12 protein-coding genes are annotated in these 25,227 nt (G+C 61.8%); 3 read left to right on the forward strand and 9 right to left on the reverse strand.

What is annotated here, in order from left to right; all coding sequences use genetic code 11:
- Positions 1 to 4: 4 nt before the first annotated feature.
- The gene (locus tag IM739_RS01855; RefSeq protein WP_237369569.1) at positions 5 to 1,198 is read left to right on the forward strand and encodes a pyridoxal phosphate-dependent aminotransferase; all 1,194 of its coding nucleotides are present in this window, start codon (positions 5 to 7) and stop codon (positions 1,196 to 1,198) included.
- Positions 1,199 to 1,514: 316 nt separating this feature from the next.
- Entirely contained in the window at positions 1,515 to 10,001 is an 8,487-nt protein-coding gene (locus tag IM739_RS01860) for a GH36-type glycosyl hydrolase domain-containing protein (RefSeq protein WP_237369570.1), read from the forward strand.
- Positions 10,002 to 10,089: 88 nt separating this feature from the next.
- Here IM739_RS01860 and pyc read toward each other — a convergent pair whose 3' ends face one another.
- Both pyc and IM739_RS01870 read right to left on the reverse strand, forming a co-directional pair.
- Positions 10,090 to 13,548, reverse strand: coding sequence for a pyruvate carboxylase (pyc, locus tag IM739_RS01865; protein ID WP_237369571.1), 3,459 nt, complete (start codon positions 13,546 to 13,548; stop codon positions 10,090 to 10,092).
- A 117-nt stretch (positions 13,549 to 13,665) separates the two neighbouring features.
- Positions 13,666 to 14,403 carry a LuxR family transcriptional regulator gene (locus IM739_RS01870; protein ID WP_237369572.1) on the reverse strand — a complete coding sequence of 246 codons (738 nt, stop codon included), beginning with the start codon at positions 14,401 to 14,403 and terminating at the stop codon, positions 13,666 to 13,668.
- 354 nt (positions 14,404 to 14,757) lie between these two features.
- Here IM739_RS01870 and IM739_RS01875 point away from each other — a divergent pair, with 354 nt between their 5' ends.
- Positions 14,758 to 16,503: a glucan ABC transporter ATP-binding protein/ permease gene (locus tag IM739_RS01875; RefSeq protein ID WP_237369573.1), complete on the forward strand. Its 1,746-nt coding sequence runs from the start codon at positions 14,758 to 14,760 to the stop codon at positions 16,501 to 16,503.
- A 49-nt stretch (positions 16,504 to 16,552) separates the two neighbouring features.
- Here IM739_RS01875 and IM739_RS01880 read toward each other — a convergent pair whose 3' ends face one another.
- The 7 genes from IM739_RS01880 to IM739_RS01910 all read right to left on the reverse strand — a co-directional run bounded on the left by IM739_RS01880 (position 16,553) and on the right by IM739_RS01910 (position 25,158).
- Positions 16,553 to 17,269, reverse strand: coding sequence for an SDR family oxidoreductase (locus IM739_RS01880; RefSeq protein ID WP_237369574.1), 717 nt, complete (start codon positions 17,267 to 17,269; stop codon positions 16,553 to 16,555).
- Between the two features lie 73 nt (positions 17,270 to 17,342).
- Complete coding sequence (locus IM739_RS01885; RefSeq protein WP_237369575.1) at positions 17,343 to 18,152, reverse strand: alkaline phosphatase family protein; 810 nt, start codon at positions 18,150 to 18,152, stop codon at positions 17,343 to 17,345.
- Between the two features lie 111 nt (positions 18,153 to 18,263).
- The gene (locus IM739_RS01890) at positions 18,264 to 20,192 is read right to left on the reverse strand and encodes a beta-galactosidase (protein ID WP_237369576.1); all 1,929 of its coding nucleotides are present in this window, start codon (positions 20,190 to 20,192) and stop codon (positions 18,264 to 18,266) included.
- Positions 20,192 to 21,286 (reverse strand): ABC transporter ATP-binding protein, encoded by a 1,095-nt coding sequence (locus IM739_RS01895; RefSeq protein ID WP_237369577.1) that lies wholly within the window; start codon positions 21,284 to 21,286, stop codon positions 20,192 to 20,194. Before IM739_RS01895 ends, IM739_RS01890 begins: the two co-directional genes overlap by 1 nt.
- Positions 21,279 to 23,384, reverse strand: coding sequence for an alpha-galactosidase (locus tag IM739_RS01900; RefSeq protein ID WP_237369578.1), 2,106 nt, complete (start codon positions 23,382 to 23,384; stop codon positions 21,279 to 21,281). The genes IM739_RS01895 and IM739_RS01900 overlap by 8 nt, the downstream gene beginning before the upstream one ends.
- Entirely contained in the window at positions 23,381 to 24,232 is an 852-nt protein-coding gene (locus IM739_RS01905) for a carbohydrate ABC transporter permease (RefSeq protein WP_237369579.1), read from the reverse strand. Before IM739_RS01905 ends, IM739_RS01900 begins: the two co-directional genes overlap by 4 nt.
- Complete coding sequence (locus tag IM739_RS01910; protein ID WP_237369580.1) at positions 24,232 to 25,158, reverse strand: carbohydrate ABC transporter permease; 927 nt, start codon at positions 25,156 to 25,158, stop codon at positions 24,232 to 24,234. The genes IM739_RS01905 and IM739_RS01910 overlap by 1 nt, the downstream gene beginning before the upstream one ends.
- Positions 25,159 to 25,227 lie beyond the last annotated feature (69 nt).

The raw sequence follows: 25,227 nt of genomic DNA on the forward strand, positions 1-25,227 counted from the left end.
CCCAATGCGTTATGCCTCGATCACCGAACGACTGGCCGGCCTTGGCTCTGGCAAATGGGCCATTCACATCGAAGCTCGCCGGAAAGCGGCGGAAGGCATACCGGTGATCCAGCTGACCATCGGCGAACCGGATCTGCCGCCCGATCCGGCTTTGCTGGCCGAATGCACCCGCGCGCTCCATGCCGGGCGCACCCGCTACTCAAACGGACGCGGCGAAGCTTCCGTGGTCACCGCGCTTGTCGAGAAATATTCCAGGCGCCGGCAGGGCATAACCGAGCGGAACGTTCTTTGCTTTCCGGGCACCCAGTCCGCGTTGTTCGTCGTTCTCATGGGACTGCTGGACGCAGGTGATGAAGTCCTGGTCGGCGATCCCTATTATGCAACCTACGAAGGCCTGATAGCATCGAGCGGGGCGAAGATTTCCCCGGTCGAACTCAAGGTGGAGAACCGCTTCCACCTGAACGCCGCCGATCTTGAGGCGGCCATCACGCCGGGCAGCCGCGTTCTACTCCTCAACACGCCGCACAATCCCACCGGGGCGGTGCTGACATCGGAAGAAATCGCCACCATCGGCGAACTCTGTCGCCGCCATGACCTGTGGATCGTCTGCGACGAAGTCTATGAGGAGCTGACCTTCGGCCAGGCCTCCGGCTCGACTTTCGCCTCGCCCTTTGACAATCCCGATCTTGCCGAGCGCACCATCGTGGTATCCTCGATCTCGAAATCTCACGCCGCACCGGGCTTCCGCAGCGGCTGGGCCGTCGGCCCGTCCGAATTCTGCGATCGTCTTTTGCCGGTGTCCGAAACAATGCTGTTCGGCGTCCAGCCCTTCATTGCCGACATGACGGCCATGGCATTGACGCAGCCGATCGAAACCGCATCCATCATGCGGACAAACTACGAGCGGCGCGCCAGGCTGATGGCGAACCGCCTGAAGTCGATCAGCACCCTGAGACCGGTCATGCCGGAAGGCGGGATGTTCATTGTCGTTGATGTCAGCGCGACCGGCCTCACAGGCTATGAATTTGCCGCGCGTCTGTTGGAGGAACAACATGTCGCGGTCATGCCAGGCTCTTCCTTTGGCGAGGCGGCGCGACACCTGATCCGGATCTCCTTGACCGTATCGGACGAAACGCTCGCGGAAGCTGCGGACCGCATGGTCAAGCTCGCGCGCACTCTGGCCGCCGACGCCGCCTGAGCCGACCGGTCGGACGGTTTCCGCGATGGGGACGCACAAAAATCCATGCTCTGGCACAGATCAATGCCTGTGGCCGGCCCCCTTGGCTACTGCCTTGAAATAAGGCATAAAAAGCCAATTCTCCCAGCCAAGGCTCGAAAGCATATCCGCCCAGACCAGTTTACTTGCCGGCACCACGTCGCATTGCAGCCTTTTTCTGCTTCAATTGTTGAATAGACGCCAGAAATTGTGCAAAGCCAACGCCCCAGGAAGACCCGCGGTTAAGGCACGCCCTGACAGCATTCTTTAACAGACAACCCGAGATCCAATTCATCCCATGACGCTGCATGTCCCGTCGCGCGACCTCGAAACCAAACAGATCGATCACAACGACTCGATCAGAGCTGCCTATTTCACGATCGAGGAGTTGCACGAAAGTGCGGCAGCCCTCGCGCGCGACGGCGCCAACGAGTTGCCCAGTCTGACTGATTTCGACTTTTTTGCCCGCCACAAGGAAAACGAGCGGGAAATCCTGCGCGTCTACCGGGCGACGGCAGCCGATGTCGAGGCCGGCGCCACGATCACGCCGGCGGCGGAATGGCTGCTCGACAACCACTACGTCATCGAAGAGGCGATCCAGGAAGTCCGGCGCGACTTCCCGAAGAAATTCTATCGGCAACTGCCGACGATGAAGATCGGCAATCGCGAAATCCCACGCACCATGGCGATGGCATGGCTCTATGTCGCCCATACCCATTCGACCGTCTCGCAGGAAAGCATGACCGCACTGGTCGAGGGCTTCCAGTTACACCAGACGCTCGAGATCGGTGAACTCTGGGCGCTGCCATCGATCGTTCGCTTCGTTCTCGTCGAAAATCTGCGCCGCATTGCCACCCGCGTGGATCGCTCGCGCCGAATGCGCCGCAAGGCCAACGAAGTCGCGGACGAGATCGTTCGCCTGAACGACCCGGTCACCGCCGCGGAATATCTGCGCCAGATCGAACCGCTGGCCGACGACAATACCTTCGCCACCCAGTTCCTCTACCGCCTGCGCAACGGCTCGCAGAACACCAGCTTTGCCGTCACCTGGCTGGAAGACCGCTTGGAAGCCGCCGGCCGCACCGCCCAGGAAGCGATGGACGCCGAGCACAACCGCCTGTCGTCCGGCAATGTCACGATGGGCAACATCGTCCGCGGCCTGCGCGAGATCGACGACAAGGAATGGTCGGTCTGGGTCGAGGAAGTCTGCCATGTCGACAAGATTCTCGGCCAGCATACCGACTACCGCGAACTCGATTTCGGTTCGCGAAACGCCTATCGCAACACCATTGAAAAGCTCGCACGCCGTTCCGAGCGCACCGAGATCGAAATCGCCCAGACCGCGATCGATCTGGCGACGGAAAATGCGCGAGCGACCGGTGACGTGCTGGATGTCGGAAGCTATTTCGTCGGCACGCGTCGGCTGGAACTCGAAGAGGCGATCGGCTACAGCCGCCCGCTGTCGCGCATCATCGTCGATGCGATCAAGCGACTGAACTGGCTGTCGATCACCATTCCGGTCATCGGCCTGACGATCGCCGCACTTTGGGTCATCGGACACTTCCTGGTGCTCGCCGGCCTCTCGACACCGCTGATCCTGCTGCTCCTCGCCATGGTCTCGCTGCCCGTCTCCGAAGGCGCGACAGGCCTGTTCAACACGCTGGTCACGTTCTTCGTCAAGCCGACCCGCCTGACCGGCTACGAGTTCAAGGACGGAATTCCGGCGGACGCACGTACCCTTGTGGTCGTACCCTGCCTGATTTCCAAGCGCGACGATGTCGATGAACTGATCCGTAATCTGGAAGTCCACTATCTGACCAATCCGCATGGCGAGATCTATTTCTCGCTGCTCAGCGACTGGAAGGATAGCCAGATCGAAGAAACGATCGCTGATCTCGAGGTGCTGGACTATGCCAAGCGCGAGGTGGCGCAACTGAGCGCCCGCTACGCAACCGATGGCAAGACCCGTTTCTACCTGCTACATCGCCGCCGCCTCTACAATCCGGCCGAAGGCGCCTGGATGGGCTGGGAGCGCAAGCGCGGCAAACTGCACGAACTGAACCTGTTGCTGCGCGGCGACCGTGACACGTCGTATTTGCCGGGTGCAAACATGGTGCCCGAGAACGTCCAGTATGTGATGACGCTCGACGCAGACACCCGCCTGATGCGCGACGCCGTCACCAAGCTCGTCGGCAAGATGCACCACCCGATCAACCGTCCGGTCCACGATGAAAAGTCGGGCCGCGTGATCAGCGGTTACGGGGTGTTGCAGCCTCGCGTCACGCCGTCCCTGACCACCGGCAAGGATGCCTCGGTCTTCCAGCGAATCTTCTCGATGAACCGCGGCGTGGACCCCTATGTCTTCACCGTATCCGACGTCTACCAGGACATTACCGGTGAAGGTTCGTTCACCGGCAAGGGCCTCTATCACGTCGATGCCTTCGAGCGCTCGCTGAAGGGGCGCATCGATGAAAACACCGTGCTCAGTCACGACCTGCTTGAAGGCTCGATGGCCCGTTGCGCGCTCGTCACCGATGTCGAACTGGTCGAGGACTTCCCGACGCGTTACGAAGTCGAGATCTCCCGCCAGCATCGCTGGGCCCGTGGCGACTGGCAGCTCCTCTCCTATATCGGCGATCCGGCGCGTGGCATCACGGCACTGGCCCGCTGGAAGATGATCGACAACCTGCGCCGCTCGCTCACACCGATCGCCTGGTTCATGGCTTCGGTTCTCGGATGGGCGACGATGGATCCGGTCGGCGCCACCATCTGGCAGCTCGTCCTGATCTTCAGCCTGTTCGTCGCGCCGACACTCTCGCTCCTCTCCGGCATCGTGCCGCGCCAGACCGATATCGTTCCGGCCGCCCACTTCCAGACACTCTGGTCGGAAATTCGCTCGATCAATGCCCAGGTCGCGTTGCGCATCGTCTTCATTGCCGATCAGGCCTGCATGATGGCCGATGCCATCGCCCGTTCGATCTACCGCATGACGGTCAGCCGCAAGCTGCTTCTGGAATGGCGCACTGCCTCGAGCGTGCAGTCGGCTGCCCAGGGCTCCATCGGCTCCTACTATGGCTCGATGCGTCATGCCCCGATCCTCGCGGTCCTGTCGGTCGGCGTCGCCGCTCTTCCCGGCGGCTATGGCTACCTGATCGGCCTGCCCTTCGCGTTTCTCTGGGTGCTCTCGCCGCTGCTTGCCTGGTATGTCAGCCAGTCTGCCGAGACCGAAGACAGCCTGGAAGTTCCTGAACACGTTGCCATCGAGCTGCGCAAGATCGCCCGCCGCACCTGGCGCTACTACGAGACCTTCACTACCGCTGGCGACAACTACCTGCCGCCGGACAATTTCCAGGAAACGCCGGAACCGATCGTCGCGCACCGGACCTCGCCGACCAATATCGGCGTCTATCTCCTCTCCGTCGTCTCGGCCCGTCACTTCGGCTGGCTAAGCTTCGAGCAGACGATCGAACGGCTGGAGCAGACCATCGCCACCGTTGAGCGGATGGATAAATATCGCGGCCACCTCTACAACTGGTACCATACAGACACGCTGAAGACGCTCGGCCCGCGTTACATTTCCGCCGTCGACAGCGGCAATCTCGCCGGTCACCTGATCGCCATCTCATCCGCATGTCGGGAATGGGCAGAAGCGCCGTCTGCCCATCTTCAGGGCAATCTCGACGGCATCGGCGATGTCGGCGGCATCCTGCTCGAGATTCTTGCTGACCTCCCGGACGACCGCAAGACCGTTCGCCCGCTGCGCCGTCGCCTGGAAGAACGCATCATCGGCTTCAACACAGCCCTTGCTGCCGTCAAGCGCGAACATGAGTTCGCCTCGATCCGCATCATCAATCTGGCCGTGCTTGCCCGCGACATCCAGAAACTGGCAGCCAACCTGCATCACGAAGTCCGCTCCGACCAGAGCATAGAGGTGATCCGCTGGACGGAATCGCTCGTCGCCGTCTGCGAGGCCCATATTTCCGATACGGCCTTCGACCTGTCGAACATCGATCCGATCCGCCAGCGCCTGTCGCAACTCTGCGAAAGCGCCCGTGGCATCGCGTTTTCGATGGATTTCAGCTTCCTGTTCCGCCCCGAACGCCGCCTGTTGTCGATCGGCTACCGTGTCGATGGCCGTGAACTCGACGAAGCCTGCTACGACCTTCTGGCCTCCGAATGCCGCTTGACCAGCCTGTTTGCCATTGCCAAGGGTGACCTGCCGACCGAACACTGGTACCGCCTCGGCCGCCAGGTCGTGCCGATCGGCGCCCGCGCGGCGCTGATCTCCTGGTCCGGCTCGATGTTCGAATATCTGATGCCGCCGCTCGTCATGCAGGAGCGCCAGGGCGGCATCCTGAACCAGACGAACAATCTGGTCGTCCTGGAGCAGATGAATCATGGCCGGCGTCTGAACATTCCCTGGGGTATCTCGGAAGCGGCCTTCAATGCCCGCGACCACGAGATGAACTACCAGTATACCAACTTCGGCGTTCCGACGCTGGGCCTCAAGCGCGGTCTCGGCCAGAACGCCGTCATCGCGCCCTATGCCTCGATCCTCGCCAGCCAGTATTATCCGGAAGCATCGCTGGAAAATCTTCAGCGCCTGCGCAAGCTCGGTGCCCTCGGTGCCTATGGCTTCCATGACGCCGTGGACTTCACCCCGACCCGCCTGCCGGACGGCAAGAAATGCGCGGTGGTGTATAACTACTATGCCCACCACCATGGCATGTCGATCGCAGCCGTCGCCAACGTCGCCTTCAACGGCCGCCTGCGCGCACTCTTCCACGCCGACCCGGTCATCGAGGCGGCCGAACTGCTGCTGCAGGAAAAGGCACCGCGCGAAATCCCGGTGATGAGCGCCAAATACGAGCCGCAGACCCCCGGCAAGGGCCAGGCCGACCTGCTGCGCGCCGAAATCCGCACCATCAACGATCCGGCCTCCAAGGACCGCGAAGTGGCCTTCCTGTCCAACGGCCACTATTCGGTGATGCTGACGGCGACCGGTTCCGGTTTCTCGCGCTGGAACGGCCAGTCCGTTTCCCGCTGGAAGGCCGATCCGACAGAGGATCGCTGGGGCACCTTCATCTTCTTGCGCGACACGGCATCCAGCCAGTGGTGGTCGGCCACGGCAACGCCCCGTCGCGCCGAAGAGGAAAAATCCAAGGTCATCTTCGGCGACGACAAGGCCGAGTTCTTCAAGACGGTCGGCGAGATCTCGACCACGGTCGAATGCATCGTGGCAACCGAGCATGACGCCGAAGGCCGTCGCCTGACGATCCTCAACACCGGCACCGAAGACCGCTTCATCGAAGTCACGTCCTATCTCGAGCCGGTGCTCGGCTACGACGATGCCGACAATGCCCATCCGCTGTTCTCGCGCATGTTCGTCAAGACCGAGATCGGCAAGCGCGGCGACGTCATCCGCGCCGAGCGCAACAAGCGCAGCCCGGACGATCCCGATATCTGCGTCGCCCACCTGATCGTCGACAATGCCGGACCGGGCCGCCCGACCGAATTCGAAACCGATCGCCGCGCCTTCCTCGGTCGCGGTCGCAGCCTCGCCGAAGCCGCCGCCTTCGATCCGGGTGCCACGCTCTCGGGTACCGATGGCTACACGCTCGATCCGATCCTCAGCCTGCGCCGCGTCGTTCGTGTCCCCGCCGGCAAGAAGGTCTCGGTGATCTTCTGGACGATCGCTGCCCCAAACCGCGAGGAGATCGACAAGGCGATCGACCGCTACCGCCACCCGGATGCCTTCAGCCATGAACTGATCCACGCCTGGACCCGTGTACAGGTCGAGTTGCGCCATATTGGCATCACCTCGCAGCAGGCCGCAGCCTTCCAGCATCTCGGTCGCTATCTGGTCTATCCCGACACCCATCTGCGGGCCGACCCGGAGACCGTGCGCACCGGCCTGCGTTCCCAGTCCACACTCTGGCCCATGGCAATCTCCGGCGACTTCCCGATCTTTGCCCTGCGCATCAACGACGACATGGACATCGAGATCGCCCGCGAAGCATTGAGCGCGCTCGAATATCTGCGCCGCCGCGGCCTCGTGATCGACCTGGCAATCGTCAACGAACGCGCCACGTCCTATGCCCAGGATATGCAGCACGCCCTGGACCAATTGGCGGAGAACCTGCGCCACCGTCTGCCGGACGGCGCCGGTCGCCAGCATGTCTTCACGGTACGCAACGATCTCAACGACGAAACAGCAACCCAGGCCCTGCTTGGCGCGGCCCGCGTCGTGCTGCATGCCCGCAACGGCAAGATCGTAGACCAGGTCAATCGCGCCGTTTCGCTGTTTGCCACGCCCCGTGCACCGGAAGGTGCCGAACCCGAATGGATCGGCGTCACCCCTACCCTGCTGGCAGCGACCGAGACGACGGCAAAGACCCCCGATGGCAGCGATCTCGATTTCTGGAACGGCTTCGGTGGCTTCGCCAGGGACGGCAGTGAATATGTCGTCCGCCTGGCGGCCGGCGCTGCCACGCCGCAGCCGTGGATCAATGTCATCACCAACGAGCAGTTCGGCTTCCATGTGGCCGCGGAAGGCGCCGGCTTCACCTGGAGCCAGAACTCCCGCGACTACCAGTTGACCCCGTGGACCAATGATCCCGTCACCAACCGTCCGGGCGAGGCCTTCTATGTTGCAGATCTCGAAAGCGGTCGTACCTATGCGCCCGTCAGTGCGCTGAATCAGGACAACGACGCGCGCTTTGAGACACGGCATGGCCATGGATACTCGATCTTCGCTAGCCATCACGGCGATCTCGACATCGAACTCACCCAGACGGTCGATCGCGAGCGTCCGGTGAAGCTTTCGCGGCTTGTCCTGCGCAACACGGGCACGGAAACGCGGACGTTCCGCGTCTACGGCTATGCGGAATGGGTTCTCGGCAACAATGCCCAGAAGACCGCCCCCTTCGTACTCTCGACCTATGACGAGCACACGGGCGCGCTTCTGGCGAGCAATCCGTTCGACATCAACTATCCTGGTCGTTTTGCCTTCCTCGCCGGTCCCTCGGTACCGGTCGGCCACACGTCCAGCCGCCGCGAATTCATCGGCCGTCACGGCACGATCAAGCTGCCGCAGGCCTTGGCCCGGATGTCCAGGCTTTCCGGTTCCATCGATACCGAAAGCGATCCGTGCGCGGCACTCGCCTTCGACATCGAGATCGGCCCCGGCCAGCAGCGTGACCTGACCTTCCTGCTCGGAGAGACCGATACCGCCGAAAAGGCAACGGCATTGGTCAACACCATGCGTAGCGTCGATTTCGACAGCGTGCTGGAAGCCAATCGAACGTTCTGGAACGGCTTTACCGGCCAGTTGCAGGTCTCGACCGGCGACAAGGCCTTCGACCATCTCGTCAATCGCTGGCTGCCCTACCAGGCACTGGCCTGCCGCATCTTCGCCCGTGCCGGTTTCTACCAGGCAAGTGGCGCTTTCGGCTTCCGTGACCAGTTGCAGGACACGCTGGCCTTCCTGCTCCAGCAGCCGGCCTTGGCCCGCAAGCAGATCCTCAATGCCGCCGCCCGCCAGTTCATCGAAGGCGACGTCCAGCATTGGTGGTTGCCGCAAACCGAAGCTGGCGTGCGCACGCATATCTCCGACGATGTCGTGTGGCTGGCCTATGCCATCGACCAGTATGTCTCCACGACGGGTGACAAGGCAATTCTGGACGAAAAGATCGCCTTCATCGAAGGGCCGGAACTGCGCCTGTCGCAGCACGATTCCTTCTTCCAGCCGACCCGTTCGGAAGAACAGGCTGATCTCTACGAACATGCCGCCCGCGCCCTCGATCTGGCGATCGCCCGCACCGGCGAGCATAACCTGCCGCTGATCCTCGGCGGCGACTGGAACGACGGCATGAACCGCGTCGGCGCCAAGGGTCAGGGCGAAAGCGTCTGGCTCGGCTGGTTCCTCGCCGCCACGCTGAAGGCATTCCTGCCCTATGCCGAAACGCGCAATGATACCGCCCGCAGCGAACGCTGGGCAGCACATATCCAGACGCTAACGACAGCGCTCGAAACGGCCGGCTGGGATGGCGAATACTATCGCCGCGGCTATTTCGATGACGGCACCCCGCTCGGCTCGGACGCGTCCCTGGAATGCCGCATCGATTCGATCGCGCAGTCCTGGAGCGTTCTCTCGGGCATGGGGCATCCCGACCATATCGAAAAGGCGCTTGATGCGGCCGTCGCCAAGCTCATCGATGATGAAGGCGGCATTGTCCGCCTGTTCACTCCGCCTTTCGACAAGGCGCCGGTCGATCCAGGCTACATCAAGGCCTATCCGCCGGGCGTGCGCGAAAACGGTGGCCAGTATACCCATGCCGCGATCTGGCTGGGTCTGGCGCTGGCAAAGGCCGGCCGTAACAGCGACGCATGGCGCGTGTTCGGCCTGCTCAACCCGATCAACCATGCACTGGATCCAGAGGCCGCCGAACGCTACCGCGTCGAACCCTACGCCGTCGCTGCCGATATCTACGGTGGCGAGGCCTATGTCGGCCGTGGTGGCTGGACTTGGTACACGGGCTCGGCCGGCTGGCTCTATCGCTTCGCCGTCGAGGGCCTGCTCGGCATCAGCCGCAAGGGCAGCCAGCTCTTCGTCAATCCGGCTCTGCCTGACCACTGGAACGGGTTCGAAGCCAAGGTGGCAATCGATGGCCGCGACGTCGCCATCGCCGTCACGCGCGGCGACAAGGGCGCCTATGCAATCACCGTCGATGGCAAGAAGGTCACCAGCCCGGAAAAGGGCATCAAGCTCGGCAAGGCGAAGTAGCCTTCGCCTGAAGCCTTCCGACGCAACGAAGAAACCCCGCCGATCGCTCGGCGGGGTTTCTTTTATGCCTCAATCTCAAGTGTCGCGATCAGGCGCCGTAGACGATCAGCAGATCCTTGGCGTCGATCTGGTCGCCGGTGCGCACCAGCACCTCGGCGATCGTGCCGTCCTTCTCCGCATGCAGCGCCGTTTCCATCTTCATCGCCTCGATCGAGACCAGCACATCGCCGGACTTGACCGCCTGGCCGGCCGTGACGGCCACCGTCGAGATGACACCCGGCATAGGCGCGCCGAGATGTGCCGCATTGCCGGCTTCCGCCTTGCGGCGAATGGCGCTCGACGCGCCCCGGTTGCGATCCGGCACCTTGATCGGACGCGGCTGGCCGTTGATCTCGAAGAACACCTTGACCATGCCCTTCTCGTCGATCTCCGCCTGCGCCTGATTGAGCACCACCAGGGTCTTGCCCTTCTCGATATCGGCAAATAGCTCTTCCCCCGAACCGAGGCCGTAGAAATAGGCCGGCGTCGGCAACACGCTGACCGGGCCATAGGTATCGGCAGCCAGGGCGTAGTCGGTGAACACCTTCGGATACATCAGGTAGGAAGCGAACTCGAAATCACTGACCTCGCGTTCGAGCTTGGCCTCGATCGCCTTGCGCTCGGCATCAAGATCAGCGTCTTCCAGCAGCGAACCGGGACGAACCGTATACGGCTTTTCGCCCTTCAGTGCCTTCTTCTGCAGCCCTTCCGGCCAGCCGCCCGGAGGCTGGCCAAGATCACCCTTCAACATCGACACGACCGATTCCGGGAAGGAAACATCCTTGTCCGGATTGACCACGTCGGACACCATCAGGTCCTGGCTGACCATCATCAGCGCCATGTCTCCGACCACCTTGGAGGATGGTGTCACCTTGACGATGTCGCCGAACATCTGGTTGGCGTCGGCATAGGTCTGGGCCACCTCGTGCCAGCGCGTCTCAAGACCCAGCGAGCGCGCCTGCTCCTTGAGATTGGTGAACTGGCCGCCAGGCATTTCATGCAGATAGACCTCGGATGCCGGTCCCTTGAGATCGCTTTCGAAGGCCGCATACTGGTGGCGGACGGCTTCCCAGTAGAAGGAAATCCGGCGGATCCATTCCGGATCGAGATCCGGGTCGCGTTCCGTGCCGCGCAAGGCCTCGACGATCGAGCCGAGGCACGGCTGCGACGTGTTGCCGGAGAGCGCATCCATCGCCGCATCGACGACATCGACGCCGGATTCAACCGCCGCAAGCACGGTCGCCGCGGCGATGCCGGACGTATCATGCGTGTGGAAATGGATCGGCAGGTCCGTTGCCTCGCGCAGCGCCTTGAACAGCACGCGCGCCGCCGACGGCTTGAGCAGGCCGGCCATGTCCTTGACCGCAATGATATGCGCACCCGCCTTGTCCAGCTCGGCAGCAAGGGCTGTGTAGTATTTGAGGTCGTATTTCGGACGCGCCGAATTCAGGATGTCGCCGGTGTAGCAGATCGCCGCTTCGCAGATCTTGTTCTCTTCGGCCACCGCATCCATCGAGACGCGCATGTTTTCCACCCAGTTCAGGCAGTCGAATACGCGGAACAGATCGATGCCGCCGGCAGCCGCCTGGCGAACGAAATATTTCACCACATTGTCCGGGTAGTTCTTGTAGCCGACGCCGTTTGCGCCACGCAGCAGCATCTGCAGCAAGAGGTTCGGCGCATCTTCACGGACCTTCGCCAGCCGCTCCCATGGATCTTCCGTCAGGAAGCGCATCGAAACGTCGAAGGTCGCACCACCCCAGCATTCGAGCGAGAAGAGGTTCGGCAGCGCCCGGGCATAGGTGCCAGCAATGCGGGCGATGTCATAGGTGCGCATGCGGGTGGCCAGCAGTGACTGGTGGCCGTCACGCATCGTCGTGTCGGTGACCAGGATACGGTTCTGCGCCCGCACCCATTCACCGAACTTCTTCGGACCGAGTTCGTCCAGCTTCTGCTTCGTGCCCGGCTTGATGTCGCCGGGCGTGAACGGCACCACCGGCTCGGCGATTTCCTTCGACGGCTTCGGACGACCCTTGGCTTCCGGATGACCGTTGACGGTCACGTCGGCGAGATAGGTCAGCAGCTTGGTCGCACGGTCCTGACGCTTGACCTGCTGGAACAGTTCCGGCGTTGTGTCGATGAAGCGCGTGGTATAGGTATTGTCCTTGAACTTCTCGTGGGTGATGATCGCCTCGAGGAAGGTCAGGTTGGTCGCCACGCCACGGATACGGAATTCGCGCAACGCCCGGTGCATGCGGGCAATCGTCTCTTCCGGGCTCGGCGACCATGCGGTGACTTTTTCCAGAAGCGGATCATAGAACCGGGTAATGACCGCGCCGGAGTAAGCGGTGCCGCCGTCGAGGCGAATGCCGAAGCCGGTCGCGCCGCGATAGGCCGTGATGCGGCCGTAGTCGGGAATGAAGTTCTGCTCGGGATCTTCCGTCGTGATGCGGCACTGCAACGCATGACCGTTGAGCTTGATGTCTTCCTGTCTTGGCACGCCCGATTCCGGCGTGCCGATGGCGCAGCCGTCGAGAATGTGAATCTGCGCCTTGACGATGTCGATACCGGTCACGACCTCGGTGACGGTATGCTCGACCTGGATGCGCGGATTGACCTCGATGAAGTAGAATTTGCCGCTGTCCATATCCATCAGATACTCGACGGTTCCGGCACCGACATAATTCGTCGCCTTGGCAATCCGCGTCGAATAGCTGGCGAGTTCCTGGCGCTGTTCTTCGCTCAGGTAAGGCGCCGGCGCACGTTCCACGACTTTCTGGTTGCGGCGCTGGACGGAGCAGTCGCGCTCGAACAGGTGCACGACATTGCCATGCGTATCGCCGAGAACCTGGCTCTCGACGTGACGCGCCCGCTCGACCAGCTTTTCCAGGTAGACTTCGTCCTTGCCGAAGGCGGCCATCGCCTCGCGCTTGGCTTCGGTGACTTCCCGGGCCAGGTCCTTCGGATCGCGGATCGCGCGCATGCCGCGCCCGCCGCCGCCCCATGAGGCTTTCAACATCACCGGATAGCCGATTTCCTCGGCCATCCTGGCGACGGCTGCCATATCGTCGGGCAAGGGATCGGTCGCCGGGACCACCGGCACGCCAATTTCGATCGCCAGGTTGCGCGCCGCCACCTTGTTGCCGAGCCGGCGCATCGTATCGGCGCGGGGACCGATAAAAATGATACCTGCATCGTTACAGGCGTCTACAAATTCAGGACTTTCCGACAGCAGCCCATAACCCGGATGAATGGCATCGGCACCCGACAGCTTGGCGACACGGATCACTTCCTCGATGGAGAGGTAGCTTTCAATCGGTCCAAGATCACGCGCCAGATGCGGGCCGCGACCTACCTGGTAACTCTCGTCCGCTTTGAAGCGGTGGAGAGCCAGTTTGTCCTCCTCCGCCCATATCGCAACCGTTTTTATTCCCAGTTCGTTTGCTGCGCGAAACACGCGAATTGCAATTTCGGAACGGTTGGCGACAAGGATCTTGGATATTGGCAATTCGGTCTCCCCAAAACGATATGCCAGGGCATTGTGCACCTGCGAAGAAAATTCATAGCGCGTTGTTTTAGGAAGTTCAATTTACCTTGAGCGGCTATCTGAAATTTGCCGTCGCCCTCAGGTTACCAGCCCGAGCCGGAAGGCCAGCGCCACGACATGCTGCCGGTTCTTCGCATTGAGCTTGTCCTGGATGCCGTTCATGTACCAATCCACCGTGTGATTGGATATTTTCAGGATCTTGCTGATCTCGTTCGAGGTCAGGCCATCGGCCAGATAGCTCAGCACTTCCATCTCCCGTCGGGTCATCCGCGTATCGATCGCCTTCGCCGAATGCACGTCCCCTTCCCGGGTCAGCTCAAGCAACCGCCAGAAGGCCTTTTTGGCGACGGCGTCGAACAGGCTGATTTCAATCGGCGACAGATCGATCGGCTTTCCGCCCACCGTCATGTTGCCGAGCAGACCGGTCCGCCCATGCACCGGAAAGATGTAACCGTCGAGCAGACCGAAGCGCATGCCGTCCATCAGCATGCGCTCCATGCGCTTGCGATGCGGATCGGCACGAAAGGCATGCGCAGTATCACGCCAGCGAAAGCCCGACTGGGCTTGCGAGAGATAGCGAATGGTCGGATCGATCAGCACATATTTCTTGGCAATGTAGATCTGCGGCCAGCCCTCGGGCCAGCGACCACACAGCACCAGTTCCAGCGGATTTTCGTCAGGCTTTGGCTGCCGCACCAGCCCGTAATAGTCGAACCCATAGGCGGCGACGAGTTTTTCCAGCTCTGCCACGACCTCCGTCGCTGACCTGCATTCATCCGCAACGACCAAAAAATGCAACAGCTGGTTAATATTCACCCAGACCCCCTGAATAACTGTGTGCTTATAAAATCACGAAAAAGCCACGAGGCTCGTCATTCTGAATGAACCAACGCAATATGAACAAATATTATCATATTGCGTTAGGAGGGTATTAAAAATCGACCACAAAATTTCACAGCACTTGGGTGAACCCGATCATCCGTTTGCTGCCGTCGTGTCGGCGTCTGGCGGGATGAGCAGACTGCCGGGATCACCTGTGCCAGAAAGGCCCGGCAGGATTGCCGACGCTGCTACCGCCATCGCAGGAATCCGGCGCTTTGCTCTTGTCAGACGCGGCGAAAACCGTTTGAAGCAGAACACCACTGAGCAGCCATCTGGAGGTAAACGCGATTGTCCCTGATACAGGTATATTTCAAGGCCCTGAAATATCTTGCGACCTATCGGCTGCGTGTCTCCTTCGTTGTGCTCGCAAACGTCGTTCTCGCCGCCATAACCATCATCGAGCCCATTCTGTTCGGCCGCATTATCGATGCGATCTCCGAAAAGCGTGACGCGAGCTCGATATTGATCGCCTGGGGCTGCTTCGGCGTCTTCAACACCGTCGCCTATGTGCTCGTAGCGAGGCAGGCCGATCGCCTTGCCCATGGCCGCCGCGCCGACCTCCTGACCGAATCCTTCGGCAAGATCATCTCGATGCCGCTAAGCTGGCACCAGCAGCGCGGCACCTCGAACGCGCTGCATACGCTCCTGCGCGCCGGCGAGACGCTGTTCGGCCTCTGGCTCGAGTTCATGCGCACGCACCTTGCCACCGCTGTTGCACTGACGCTGCTTGTTCCGACAGCATTTTCGATGGATATCCGCCTGACCTCGGTGCTGATCGTGCTTGCCATCCTCTACATCATCATCGGCAAGACCGTGATGAACCGGACAAAGGAGGGGCAGGCCTCGGTCGAGAGCCACTATCACACCGTCTTTTCCCATGTGAGCGACTCGATCAGCAACGTTTCGGTGCTGCACAGCTACAACCGCATCGAAGCGGAAACCCGGGCGCTCAAGGAATACACGACGAAACTCCTCGCGGCCCAGTATCCCGTCCTGGACTGGTGGGCCATCGCCGGCGCACTGAACCGGATCGCCTCCACCCTGTCCATGCTGATCATTCTGGTGATCGGCACGATGTTCGTCCAGAGCGGCCAGCTCAAGGTGGGTGACGTCATCGCCTTTACCGGCTTTGCCGGCCTGCTGATCGCCCGCCTCGACCAGATGATCGCCTTCGCCAACCAGATTTTCGAGGCGCGCTCCAAGCTCGAGGACTTCTACCATCTGGAAGACGCCGTGCAGGACCGAGAGGAATCGGTCGGGGCGACGGAACTGAAAAATGTGAAGGGTGACGTCGAATTCCGCGACGTTTCATTTGATTTCGCCTCCACCACACAGGGCGTGCGCGACGTGTCCTTCCGCGTTCAGGCGGGCCAGACGGTCGCCATCGTCGGCCCGACCGGCGCCGGCAAGACGACGCTGATCAACCTGCTCCAGCGCGTCCACCAGCCACAATCCGGGCAGATCCTGATTGACGGTCACGACATCGCGAAAATCACCCGCAAGTCGCTGCGCCATGCCATCGCCACGGTTTTCCAGGATGCGGGCCTGCTCAACCGCTCCATCAAGGAAAATATCCGCCTCGGCCGCGAGGATGCCAGCGAGGAGGACATCATCAAGGCCGCCGAGGCCGCCGCTGCAACGGACTTCATCGAAAGCCGCATGATCGGTTACGACACGGTTGTCGGAGAACGCGGAAACCGGCTGTCGGGTGGCGAGCGCCAGCGCATCGCGATCGCGCGCGCCATTTTGAAGAACGCTCCGATCCTGGTGCTCGACGAGGCGACCAGCGCGCTAGACGTCGAAACGGAAGCGCGGGTCAAACAGGCGATCGACCGACTGCGCAAGCACCGCACCACATTCATCATCGCCCATCGCCTCTCGACAATCCGCGAAGCCGATCTGGTCGTCTTCCTGGACCATGGAAAGATCATCGAGATGGGCAATTATGATCAGTTGAGTGCCCTTGGCGGTCGCTTCACCTCGCTGTTGAGGACAAGCGGCCTTCTGGTTGAAGAAATCTCTCCGGCGATTTAGTTCTTCGAGAGCTGGCAGAAAGCTGCCGTTCAGTCCGCCATGGTCTGGCCTACCATTCGATCGCCTGGCCATCATAGGCATAGAAGCCACCGCTCTGGGCGGGCTCCAGCCTGTCGAGCACGGACAACATCAGCTTGGCGCTGTCGGCCGGCGGCAGGCGGTCATGTCCTTTGGCATAGGCAGAAGACAGCCCTGTCTCCACGGATCCGGGATGCAGGCTGACGATGACGGCTTTCTGCCTTGTCCGGGCAATCTCGATCGCCGAGGTCCGGACGATCTGGTTCAACGCCGCCTTGGCCGCCCGATAGGAGATCCAGCCGCCCAGCCTGTTGTCGCCGATCGAGCCGACACGGGCAGACAGAGCTGCAAGCAGGCTTCGTCGATCACCGGCAAGCAGCGGCGAGAAATGTTTCAGGACCAGAGCCGGACCGATCGCGTTCACGGCAAACTGCGCTGCCATGGCCTCCGGACGGATGGCCTTGATCGCCTTTTCCGGACCTATCTCATCGATCGTCAAGGCCCCTGTTGCACAGAGGATCAGGTCGAAACGGCCCCCGGAACCGGCAAGCCGCGCGGCCGCGCCAGCAACACTATCCTCATCCGTCACATCGAAGCCATCGACACTGCGCGACAGGCGAACCACCTCGCCGCAGCGAGGATCGGCACCCAATACCTCGGCGAAGGCGGACCCAATGCCGCCGCTCGCACCCAGCACAAGTGCCGTATAGCCCGGCTCCAGCGAGGTTATGCCGGTAAAGTCTGCCATGGTCCGCTCCAGATCGACGTCCTTTGCGGACAACTACGATGACGGAAGCGGTTTCGGATCACGGGCAGAGGTTTCAGGCGAGAATTTCGAGCGGCCCCTGAAAGCCCTGCATCTGTCCTGCATCAATGCCCATCAGCCGGCAGACCAGACCTGCAATCTCGGTTTGCGGCAGGTCCGTTTCCGCACCCAGCCGAAAGCCAAGCGCATAAAACGGCACATGCGTCTCCTGCGGCGCAGGTCCGGCATGATTGCCATCGTCGCCCATGCCGTGGTCGGCGGTCACGATGACCTTGTATCCAAGTTCAAGCCAGCCCGGAACATGACGCGCCAGCAGGTCCCCCTGAACGCGCGCCGCATTGCGGTAGCCGATGCTGTCGCCGCCATGGCGATGACCGGCATCATCGACATTCATCGGATGCAGCAGCAGGAAGTCCGGGCTCTGGCTACGGATCAGCCATTCGGCATCGGCAAACAGGTGGCTGTCGGGATAATGGTCGTCCCAGTAGAAGACGCCGTGATTGATGTCGCCACCGCCATCCACCAGGATACGGTCGCGATGCCGGTCGAACGGACAGGAGACATAAAGCTCCGACACCCAGTGATAGGCGGCCGCAGCGGTAACCTTTCCCGAGGCCCGGCAGCGGGCAAAGAGATTGTCGCCAACCGATCGGCGCACCACCCCGTTGCTGACGATGCCATGCTCAACCGGGCGCCTCCCGGTCAAAAGGGTCTCATAGAGTGGCCGCGACATTGCCGGCAGTTCGCAGGTCAGCCTGCGCACCTCCGCCATGCCCGCCTGCACCAGGCCTTCCATGTATCCAAGGCAATTGCGGGCCGCGTCATAGCGCAAGCCATCGAGAACGATGAGGATCACTTTTGTCATGGCGCGCAACTTGCCACGACCGGCACCGAAGGCAAGAAGCAAAACAGGCAGGGGGCACAGATAGCGCCCCCTGCCTGTTTTTCGCTGTGAAGAATGCGTCGGCGCCTGCCGTTATCGCCAGGCGGCAACCGCCTGTGGCTTCAACACGGCCTCGCCCAGCGCCATTTTCGCACCGGCCGGAACCGCCCAATCCTCGCGTCCATAGTTGAAGGCAAAGGTCAGATCGCCGCGGCGACGGATGCGGATGTAATCCGGCACCGGCAGCATGCTAAGGCCCGCCTTTTCCGCGGCAAGCGTCAGAACGCTCGACAGCAGGGTCTCATCGGCCCAACAGGCCAGATAAAGCATGCGTTCCTTTTCGGTCAGGGCCGGATCGCCATTGGCAAAGCGGGCGAGGACCGTGGCCGATGTCTCCAGATATTCCCGCCAGCGGATGCCGGCACCCGAGACGGAACCGGAAACGACATCCGAAAGTCCCGGTCTCAGGGTGGAGACCTGGATGACGCGATTGCCGGTATGGCTGCCAAGCGGCCCCGGCGGCAGGTTTGCCGGAATGACGAAATTGCGATCGCGTGACCCCGTGCGTGCCCCGATAAGGACATGGCCGGTAGCCTGCGCAAGTGCGGTTTCCGCAGCCGTGTCCACTTCCGTCATGCAGGGAACGACGACAAGCGCATAGCCCTCGAGCGACGCACCGGGCCGGACGAAATCGACATCGAGACCAAGCCGGCGCAGGCCCTCGTACCAGCGGAAGCACAGTTCCTCGTAGCGGAAATCCTTGCCCTGCGGCTGGATCATCGTCGTCCAGTAGCTCTGGTAGTCGAAGACCAGCGCGACGGATGCCTTGCCCGTGTCCGGCAGCGGCCCGAGTGTCCTCAGCTCTTCGGCAACCTGGCGCGCCTCGATGCCACCCGGCGAGAATTCGTCGAGGCCGGCAAGGTTGAGACCCGCATGCATCTGCTCTTGCGCGAACGGCGCCTGCCGCCAGCGGAAATAGCTGACAACATCGGCCCCATGGGCCAGCGCCTCCCAGGTCCACAGGCGCACCATGCCGGGCTTCGGCACCGGGTTCCAGGGCGCCCAGTTCACCGGGCCAGGCTGTTGCTCCATGACCCAGAAGCGACCCTTGCCGACTGCGCGGTAGAGATCGTGGTGATAGGGTGCGATATCGGGATGCGAGGTTTCCGCCCAGCGATTGCGCTCGTCCTCGCTGAAGGGGAACTTCTCGACGAAGCCGATCGGATAGCTGTCCCAGGAGGCCAGGTCGAGATTGTCACCGACCTTGAAATGGTCGAAATCCGAAACGAAGCCCATGAAATTGTGGGTAATCCAGCGCTCCGGCGAATGCTTGCGAATGATCTCGCACTGCATCCTGTCATAGGCAGCGACCTGGTCCGAATGGAAGCGCCAGAAATCAAGCCGCGTCGCCGGATTGGGTTCCGTCACGGTCAGATTCGGCAGCACCACCTCGTCAAAGCTCGAAAGCTCCATTGACCAGAACACCGAGCCCCAGGCTTCGTTGAGCTGGTCGGTCGACTGGTAGCGTAGCCGCAGCCAGCGCTTGAAGCTCTTCAGGTCTTCAGCCCCCCAGGACACGGTTGTGTCATGGCAGCCATATTCATTGTCGGTCTGCCAGCCGACCAGACCCGGATGATTGCCATAGCGCTCGGCCACGATCTCGACGATACGCCCACTTTCGCGCCACCAGGTTTCCGACGAAAACGTGTAGTGACGGCGCGAACCGAAACCACGAACCTTGCCCTCCTCGTCGTAAGGCAGAATGTCGGGATGCTCGTCGACCAGCCACTTCGGCGGTGTCGCCGTCGGCGTGCCGAGCACGATCTTCAGGCCGGCCTTGGTCAGAATATCCATCGACCGGTCGAGCCAGCCGAAATCGAACGTGCCGCGCGAAGGCTCAAGCCGCGACCAGGCGAACTCGCCGATCCGCACGAAGGAAATGCCGAGCTCGACCATGCGCCGGGCGTCTTCGGCCCAACGTGTTTCGTCCCAGTGCTCCGGATAGTAACATACGCCCAGCATTATCGCGTGAGATCCCCGTTGATGACGGCAAGGCCATCCTTGTTGAACAGATGGCAGGCCTTGGCATTGATGCCGATCTTCAGCGTGTCGCCCGGCTTTTCGCGCGCCAGGCCATCTGCCTTCAGCGACAGTTCCGATCCATCGGCAAGCGTGACGAAAAACAGTGTCTCGGAGCCGAGATATTCGGCAAGGTTTACCTTGCTATCGAGCACGACATCACCCTTGCCCGTTGCATCGATATGCTCGGGACGGATGCCGAATGTCATCTCGCCAAGCGCAGGTTTTCCCTCGCCGGCCATGGTCAGCGACACGCCGCCGGGCAGCGCGACGCTCAGCTTGCCACCTTCGGCCGGGCTGACCTGCACCTTCAGGAAATTCATCTTCGGCGACCCGATGAAGCCGGCAACGAAGAGATTGTTCGGACGATGGTAGAGTTCGAGTGGCGAACCGACCTGCTCTATCTTGCCGGCCGAAAGCACCACGATCTTGTCCGCCATGGTCATCGCCTCGACCTGGTCATGCGTGACGTAGATCATCGTCGACTTCAGGTCCTGATGCAGCTTCGACAACTCGCCGCGCATCTGCACGCGCAGCGCCGCATCGAGATTGGACAGCGGCTCATCGAACAGGAAGACCTCCGGGTTGCGCACGATCGCCCGGCCGATCGCCACGCGCTGGCGCTGACCACCGGAAAGCTGCCCCGGCTTGCGCTGCAACAGCGGCTCGAGCTGCAGCATCTTGGCGGCTGTCGCCGTACGCTCGGCGATCAACTCCTTCGAGTGGCCGGTCATGCGCAGGCCGAAGCCGATGTTTTCAGCCACGGTCATATGCGGATACAGCGCATAGGACTGGAACACCATGGCGACGCCGCGCTCGGACGGGCCGACCTTGGTCATGTCCTGACCACCGATCGACAGCGCACCGGAAGTGATCTCCTCGAGACCGGCGATCATCCTCAGCAGCGTGGACTTGCCACAGCCGGACGGGCCGACAAAGACGCAGAACTCGCCATCCTGGACGTCGAGATCGACGCCCTTGATGACGCTGAGCGCGCCGAACTGTTTCTTGACGTCGCGCAGGCGCACATCAGCCATGGGTCTTGCCTCCCTTTGAAGGAATGAGTTCGAGGAGCAGCGCACTTTCCGGCATCAGCATTGGCAGCGGCAGGCCGGCAAGGCCGGTGCTCGACAACTGGAAGCTGATCTCGCCCGCCAGAAGTTTCGTCTGCCCCTCGGAGATACGGACGAATTGCGGTGGGGCCGGCAGCACATTGGCGATCCGCCATGTGCCGCCAAGATCGATGACGCTATCGGGCAGCTTCAGCGGTGCCGGCTGTTCGCCGACCATCTGCGGCCCCTGGGCCACGATCACGACGATCTTGTCAGGTCCGGCAGCGCCCCACACATAGCGCCCGTCGAGCGGCTCCAGCCGGAAGGATGCACCCGGCGCATGCAACAGGCCACGCAATCGCTTATAGGCCTCGATATAGACCTTGAGGTCCGCGCGCTCTTCCTCGGTCAGTTCCAGCGGATTGAGCTCGACGCCGAGATGATAGGCGATTGCGACAAGGGCGCGGAAGGACAGCGTATGGCGCCGTCCGGTCTGGTGGTTCGGGCTGGCCGAAATATGGCTTCCGAGGATTTCAGGCGGCACGAAGGCCGAGGCGCCGCGCTGGATTTCCAGACGCTCCAGTGCATCGGTGCAATCAGATGTCCAGACACGGTGCGTGCGGGCAAGGGCGCCATAGTCGATGCGACCGCCACCGGAGGCACAGCTTTCGATTTCGACGTCGGGGTGTGCAGCGCGCACGCGGTCCATCAGCGCATAGACGGCGCGGGTCTGCGCTGCGATCTTCGCCTTGCCGTCACGGCCACCCGCATGGGTAAGATCGCGGTTCATGTCCCACTTCACATAGGACACGGCATGATGGGCAAGCACCGCATCGATCTTGCCGAACAGATAATCGGAGACTTCCGGCCGCGTCAGGTCGAGCACCAGCTGGGTGCGCGATTCGAGCAGCGGGCGGCCCTCGACCTGCAGCGCCCAGTCCGGACGCGCCTTGTAGAGTTCGGAAACGGGATTGACCATTTCCGGCTCGAACCAGATGCCGAACTGCATGCCGAGACCGGTCACGTGATCAACCAGCGGCTTCAAACCGTCGGGATACTTGCGCGCATCGATATCCCAGTCGCCAAGGCTGGTCGTGTCATTGTCGCGCTTGCCGAACCAGCCGTCATCGAGCACGAAACGTTCGATGCCAAGCGCGGCCGCAGCCGTCGCCTGGGCTTTGAGCGACCCCATCTGGTGATCGAAATAATTGCCTTCCCAGGTGTTCAGCGTCACCGGACGCGGGCTCATCCGGCCACCCGGCCAGCAGGTCAGCTCGTCACGAACGAAGGCGTGGAAGTCTTGGCTGTCGGCGCCTGCATAGGCAATCGGGCTCGTGTAGCTCTCGCCCGGTGTCAAAACGATCTCGCCCGGCTCGAACAATTCACCCAGATGCACCAGCCGCTGGCCGTCGTCCGTGCGGTCGATGACCATCTGGTGATTGCCGCTCCAGCCGAGCGTGACGCCGAAGACCTGGGTTTCGCTTTCGATGAACAGCATCGGGAAACGGTCATGCGAGGTCCTGCCGCGCCGGCTCTCCTGCACCCAGGTGCCATTGCCGAGCAATTCGCGGCGTGTCTGGAACTCGCGACCCCAGATGCCGGTAAAGCTCATCACCTGCACATCGCCGGCAGGTGCGAGAAATGTCGCCGCCATGCAGCGGTCGAGCTGGTAATCGGCCTCGCCCAGATTGGTGAGCTCCGTCGCCATCGAGATCAGCCCGGAAGCATGGGCGGTGAGCGTGATGGCGATGCCGAGCTTCGCCACTGCATCGTCCCCATTCAGGATAGTGCGATTGCCGTCCCGCTTGACCAACCATCCGCCGAACTGCGCCGTGAAATCACGACCGGCCCGATGGCCGGAAATCGCCGGCCATCCGAAGAAGCCCATGCCACCCGTCGGCAGCAGGACCGATGTCGGCACGGCGACATCCATGCCGTTGACGCGGCTCGAGCGCTCGATGTCGAACAGCGCATCGACCTCTGCCGGCACTGTGCCGAAAGACAGAATTTCCGGCATGCCGAGGTCCGGCAGGCGCAGGCTGAGCGCGAACTGGCCAGAGTCAACTGTTACGATTTCACTCATCCCTTGGTAGCTCCAAGCGTCAGGCCGGCAATGAAATGCCGTTGCATCAGGAAGAACATGGCGACCGGCGGCAGCGCCGCGACGATCGAACCGGCGGAAACCAGGTGCCAGGCGGCAACCCACTGGCCGTTCAGCGAATAGAGGCCGGCCGTCACCGGCATCGCATGCTGTCCCTGCACCAGCACGGTGGCCCAGAAATAGTCGTTCCACACAAAGGTGAAGACCAGCACCGAAAGCGCCGCAATCGCCGGACGCATCAGGGGCAGCACGATGTGACGGAAGATCCGCCATTCCGACACGCCCTCTACGCGCGCAGACTCGATCAGCGCAAACGGCAGACCCTTGATGAAATTGCGCATGAACAGCGTACAGAAGCCGGTCTGGAAGGCGACATGGAACAGCACGAGGCCCATCGTCGTATCGTAAAGCCCGGCCCTCAGCGTCATGTCACGCACAGGCACCATCAGGATCTGGAACGGAATGAAATTGCCGGCGACAAACAGGAAGAACAGCACGAGGTTGCTCTTGAACTTGTAGACCGCGAGCGCAAAGCCGGTGAGGCAGGACAGCGCAACCGCTCCGATCACCGTCGGGATCGTCACCTTGAACGAATTCAGGATGTACCAGCCGATCGGCGAATCGCGGAACACGGCGGTATAGTTCTCGACCCCGGCAAAGGCGGACGGAATGCCGAAGTAGTTGCCGGCAGCCAGATCGCCGGCAGGCCGCACCGAAGTGATCGCCACCCCGATCAACGGCAGCAGCCAGAGAAACAGCGCCACCGGCAGCAGGATCTTGTAGCCGACCTGGACGAAGCGCGAGGCTTTTTCGATGGGTGTCGGGAACATCAGGCGTTCCTTTCCTGGCGCAGCATGCGAACGATGAACAGCGAGATGAAGACCATCATGATCAGGAACAGGACGACGGCGATCGCCGCGCCATAGCCCATGCGGAAGCCGTATTCCGACAGCGCCTGCTCATACATGAAGTAGGAGAGAACCTGGCTCGAGCCGTAGGGACCGCCGGCCGTCATGACGGAAACAAGGTCGAAGGAGCGCAGCGAGCCGATGACGGTCACCACCATGGCGATGAAGGTCGCCGGACCGAGTTGCGGCAGGATGATGTTCCACAACAGCTTGAAGCCTTTGGCGCCATCCATCCGGGCGGCTTCCACCTGCTCGGGATTGATGTTGTTGAGACCGGTCAGATAGAGGATCATGCAATAGGCCGTCTGCGGCCAGAGACCGGCAACGATGATGCCGTAAGTGACGAAACGTTCGTCGGCGAGCACGGCGATCTGCTCGCCGGTCAACCACTCCGTCAGCTTGGAGAACAGGCCGAAATCCGGCGCGTAAAACCAGGTGAACATCAGGCCGACGACGACCTGGCTGATCACGAAGGGAAAGAAGAACAGCGACTTGTAGAGCCGGATGCCGGCAACCGTCTGGTTGAGGAACAGGGCGGCCGCAAGACCCGCCGGGATCGACAGGAGATAGAGCACCAGCCAGATCAGGTTGTTCTTCAGCGCGACATAGAAGGTGTCGTCGTCGAGCAGTTCGGCATAGTTGCCAAACCCGATCCAGACCTGCTCACCCAGCCCGTCCCAGTCATGGAAGCTGATCCAGATGGACTGGAAGATCGGCACCAGGACATAAATCACGAACATCAGCATGCCCGGCGCAAGAAACAGCCAGGGCGCCAGCGTCTGCTGGTTTTTCTTCCAGAAGCCGGACGAGGGCCTGACGCTGGACTGGGGGGAGACGGCGTTGCTCACGGCGGCACCTTTGGAAACAGGAAGGGAATGGCAACCGGATGCCGAAGACAACGAGGTCGACGGCACCCG

Origin of the sequence: Rhizobium sp. SL42 (assembly GCF_021729845.1) — a bacterium.
In the GTDB taxonomy this organism is placed as follows: Bacteria; Pseudomonadota; Alphaproteobacteria; order Rhizobiales; family Rhizobiaceae; genus Allorhizobium.